Annotated in this window: 3 protein-coding genes; all 3 read right to left on the reverse strand. The window is 68.6% G+C overall.

All coding sequences use genetic code 11. From position 1 onward, the window contains the following. Nucleotides 1–1,001: O-antigen ligase family protein (locus JWN68_RS17505; protein WP_297741323.1), on the reverse strand; the 1,001-nt coding region annotated here is incomplete at its 3' end. Then, nucleotides 998–2,062, reverse strand: coding sequence for a glycosyltransferase (locus JWN68_RS17510; RefSeq protein ID WP_297741325.1), 1,065 nt, complete (start codon nucleotides 2,060–2,062; stop codon nucleotides 998–1,000). The genes JWN68_RS17505 and JWN68_RS17510, both read right to left, overlap by 4 nt. After that, nucleotides 2,053–4,281 carry an N-acetylneuraminate synthase family protein gene (locus JWN68_RS17515; protein ID WP_297741327.1) on the reverse strand — a complete coding sequence of 743 codons (2,229 nt, stop codon included), beginning with the start codon at nucleotides 4,279–4,281 and terminating at the stop codon, nucleotides 2,053–2,055. Before JWN68_RS17515 ends, JWN68_RS17510 begins: the two co-directional genes overlap by 10 nt. Nucleotides 4,282–4,602: the final 321 nt, after the last annotated feature.

Here is a 4,602-nt window from a genome sequence, read left to right on the forward strand (position 1 = left end):
GGAACGTCTCCCGCACGAGATCGTGACGAGAGTGCCATGAAGGCAATCGCCATCAGCGCCAGGAGGAGGACGAGCAGCGGCCAGCCGCCCTCCTGGCGAACAGCGAGATAGCTGTTGTGGAAGAAGAGCTGCTGCTCACCCAGGGCGACCTTGGCGGTCCCGGGCCCGTTGCCGAACCAGGGGGCCTGTTCCAACAGCGACTGCTCCCTCGCGACGATCCGATCGCGCAGGTCGTCGCTGCCGGAGCGGTCGGAGAAGGGGCCGAAGAGGAGGAGGTCCTCGGGGATGTTGCCGACCACCCACACGAGTGCAGCGACCAACGCTGCTCCTCCCAGAGCGCCCATACGGCGTCCCACCAGCCACCACGCCAGCGCGAAGGTCAGAGCCAGTAGTCCCGTTCGTGAGTACGTCAGCACCAGGCCCGCGATCAGTGGAGCGGCCAGCAGCAGCCGGACCCGGCGGCGCTCGTCGGCGAACCCCACCACGAGCGCCCCGAGCACCACGAGGAAGAAGGCGCCGGCATTCGGATCGCCGAGGTAGCCAGTCAGGCGCCCCGGATAGGTGTCGCCCCCGATGCCGAGGTAGTACAACCCGGTCACCGCGACCAACCCTGTGCCCAGCCCCAGCGCGGCTGAGCGGAGAGACACCCGGCCGGTCGCACACATCCAGATCAGACCGCACCAGACCGCGACGTGACCGACGCGCCGGGTCCAGTCGACGTCGTTGGCCACGCCGGAGAAGAGGAGCAGGACAAGCACAGCCGCGCAGAGTGCCCAGACGCGCAGGAGGGGTATGCGGTGACCCAGGGCGGGACGCAGTGCAGCGAGCGCCACCACCCCCAGGGCGGCCAGCTCGTTGATGGGCAGGCCGGCAGCCTCGACCGTGCGCAGGGGGATCACTGCGAAGAGCAGGAACTCGATGATGCGCACCTCGGAGTCCGCCCGTGTGGCCTTGGTCTCCGCGGGGTCGGGCAGCACCCAGGCGGACGCGACGTTCTTCACCGTCTGGTCCCCTCGGTGGCGGCGTACACGTCGGAGATCCGCTGGGTCATCGACGCCACCGTCGACCAGTCGTCCAGGCCCGGACGTTGACTCGGCTCCCGTCCTTGGCGGGCGAGCGCGCCAGCGACTTGCGACGCGTCGGTGGCGTCGACCAGGCACCGGCCGGGCAGCATCTCGGGGTTTCCGCCGACACCGCTGGCCACCACCCCCAGCCCGGCCGCAGCAGCGTCGAGCAGTGCGTAGGAGCAGTTCTCCCAGACCGACAGCATGGCAAGCACGTCATGGTCGGCCAGGGCGGCGTCCGGGTCGACGAAGCCGGGGAACCGCACGCGCCCATCGAGGTCAAGCTCAGCGACCTGACGCCGCAGGGCATCCCCGAGCGGGCCGGTGCCCGCCAGGGTGAGCGTCGCCTCGGGGTGGCGACCAGCCAGCAACGCGAAGGCGTCCACGAGCCGGTCGAGTCGCTTCTCCGGCGCGAGGCGAGCCAGCGAGAGCACGCGCAGTCCCGGCGATCGCGTGGGCGTGCTGCGGCGGTCCAGCCCGTTGTGGATGACGGTGACCGCACGTCGGGGATGCCACTTCTGGCCCATCGCCTCGGCGGTGGCACGGCTGACGGCGATGGCGGCGTCGAAGCGCCGCAGCCGCGCGGTGTGCACGACTGCCATGACGCGAGCCTTGGCGACGGACCGGTGATAGACGAGATCGTCGTGGGCGATGCCGTGCTCAGTGGTCACGAGGCGAGGGCCGCGCCCGACGGACAGCGCAGCGACGATGTCGGCGTACGACAGATGCGTGTGCACCACGTCTGGACGGAGCTTGGTGACGGCGTGGCGCAACGAGGTCACCGAGGCGCGGAGTCCGTGACCGGGTCCGAACGGCGACTCCAGCACCGCGGCGCCGACAGCCTTCAGCTCCCGCGGGAGATCGCCAGGCGGCGCGAGGAAGACGACCCGCCAGCCGGGGATGCCTTCGCGCGCCACGTCGAGGGTGTGGCGAGCAACCCCGGCCAGGTCACTGACCGGGATGACCCACAGCGCCGTCGGGGGAGCGGTCAGAACCATTGCTCCAGCCGCTCGAGGGCGATCCAGAAGCCCTCCCCGTCGTTGACGTGTCCCTGCCAGATCTCGGGGATGAACGCGGCGTCGGGCGCGAGCAGGTCGAGCTGGTGGGCCAGCAGCGCCCAGTCGACCTCCCCGTCGCCGACCTGCACACCCTCGCCGTCGACGCCGGTTGCGTCCACGAGATGGAGGTGGTCCGTGTGGGGGGCCAGCAGCTCGGTCGTCTCGGCGAACGAGAGGCCGAGGTAGTTCGCGGCGAGCTTGGAGTGGGACACGTCGAAGCACAGGCGCCGGCCGTGCTCCTTGGCCCAGTTCGCGGTCTCGCTCGGGTCGACGAAGAGGTTGTGGAAGGACTGGCCGCCCATGTGCCACGGGTAGGGAGGCATGGTCTGGGCGCAGATGCGCACACCGGCATCGTCGATGAGGCCGAGGCCGTCGGCGATGCGGTTGTACATGACACGTCGCTTGGAGGCGCCGACGAACCCGTCCTTGGTGAATCCGCCCAGGTTGGCCACGATTACCGGGTCGGCTTCATCTTCACGGAAGTACGCCTTGAGGCGCCGTGTCACGTCGACCACCCGTTGCAGCTCGTGGACCGAGCGTTGGAAGACGTCGTTGTCGGGGGAGGCGAGATCGAGGATGAAGTCGCCGGCGAACAGCTCGGGGGCATGGGTACAGAACGCCATGGGGAGCCGTGCGGAGAACACCTTGGCGGGGTCGATGTCGAGGTCCTGGTAGGAGAAGTGGAACTCGAGGAAGTCGGGGGTCGTGTCCCGGGTCATCGACTCGACGTCGTGGTAGCGCACCGCCAGGCCCCAGGGACGACGGAAGTTGTAATCGCGGCCGCGGACGGCAGCCGCGCCCAGGTCGGTGGCGTAGAAGAAGTCGCCGGGGTCGAAGCTCCGCGTCGTCGTACGACCGACGAGCTTGTCCCAGGCGTTCGGCTGCAGACCACGACCGGGACTCTTGATGTCGACGTCGGCCTCGGTGAGCACGTGCCCGACCTCGATACGGCGGGTCGCGACAAGGGACTTCGCGAGGTTGACGCGGTTCATCATCTCCCCGGTCGAGACCGCGCGGGGGGAGTTCGACCCCAGCGCCTCCTCCACTTCGCGAATGCGTTGCACCATCTCCTTGAACTCGCCCGGCAGCAGGCTCACCGTGTGGTCGTTGCCCTCTTGCGCCTTGTCCGTGGTGAAGTGCTTCTCGATGATGCGCGCACCCATCGCGACAGCGGCGACCGGGATGTGGATGCCGCGCTCGTGACCCGAGTAGCCCACGGGGCCCTGGGTGAGCTCGGCGAGGCGGATGAGGTAGGCGAGGTTGACGTCCTTGAAGGGGGCCGGGTAGGTCGACTGGCAGTGCAGGAAGGCATGCGGGACACCGGTTGCGCGGATCAGCTCGACGGTCTCGCGGATCTCGCCCTCGGTGGACATGCCGGTCGAGATCACCATGGGGGTGCCGGACGTCGCCATGTGGCGCAACAGGGCGTGGTTGGTCATGTCGGCGGAGGCGACCTTCAGCGAGGTGACGCCGTAGTCCACGAGCCGGTCGACGCTGATCGGGTCCCACGCCGTACACATGACGTCAACGCCCACTTTTGCGCAGTGGTCGAAGACCTCGAACAGCTGGTCGGCATCGAGGTTGAACTTCGCGAGCAGGTCGAGGGTGTACTGCGCGCCCAGATCCTCTCCGCTCGATCCGTCCGTCCCTTGGCGATAGAGCGCCGCCATGTCGCGGAGCTGGAACTTCACGATGTCGGCGCCTGCCTCGGCGGACAGCTCGACGAGCCGCTTGGCGTAGGCGACGTCGCCCTGGTGGTTGTTCCCGATCTCGGCGATCACGACGGTCGGGGCGTCGGCGGCCACGATGTGCCGCCCGATCCGCAGCTCGTCCGCGCGGTTGATGGCGATGGCGACGAGGTGGCCGCGTTCGTCGACCAGGGGCACATGGTCGACACCCGCATCGAACGCGTGCGAGATCTCGGCCGGTGTGCTGCCGATGGGGAGCGACCGGGGGCTCGTGTTGGCCGCTTCGATGACGCGGGCTTCGGTGTTGATGCTGGCGGAGGTGCTGATCCACCGCCGGAAGTCGCCGTCGGAGAGCACGCCGTCGAGGTGCCCGCGCGCGTCCACGAGGAAGATGACGCGCGCCTTGTTGGCCGTGATCTTCTCCAGTGCGCGCAGCACGGGGTCGCCGGAATAGACGACATACGCTGTCACGTCACGCTCGATGATCAAGGCTCTGAAATCTCCCTAGTGCGGATGCCCTCGTTCCTGTGTCCACCGTAACGAGCCCATCGGCGGCGGGTGAGGTGAATCGTCGAACCCCCGGGTGTGACGGGTGGCGACAAGGAAGGCTGTGGCTCACACCTGGTGCAGGTCCGCGAGCAGCCGTGCGAGCCGTTGCCGTCCGGCGGCGGGTGAGAAGCATTCCTCCCAACGGGCTCGCGCCGACGACACCGTCCTCTCCACCTCTCCAGGGTCGGACTCCAGTGCGCCCTGGATCGCATCGGCCAACGATGTCGCGTCACCACGTCGGGA

Origin of the sequence: Nocardioides sp. (assembly GCF_025964975.1) — a bacterium.
In the GTDB taxonomy this organism is placed as follows: Bacteria; Actinomycetota; Actinomycetes; order Propionibacteriales; family Nocardioidaceae; genus Nocardioides.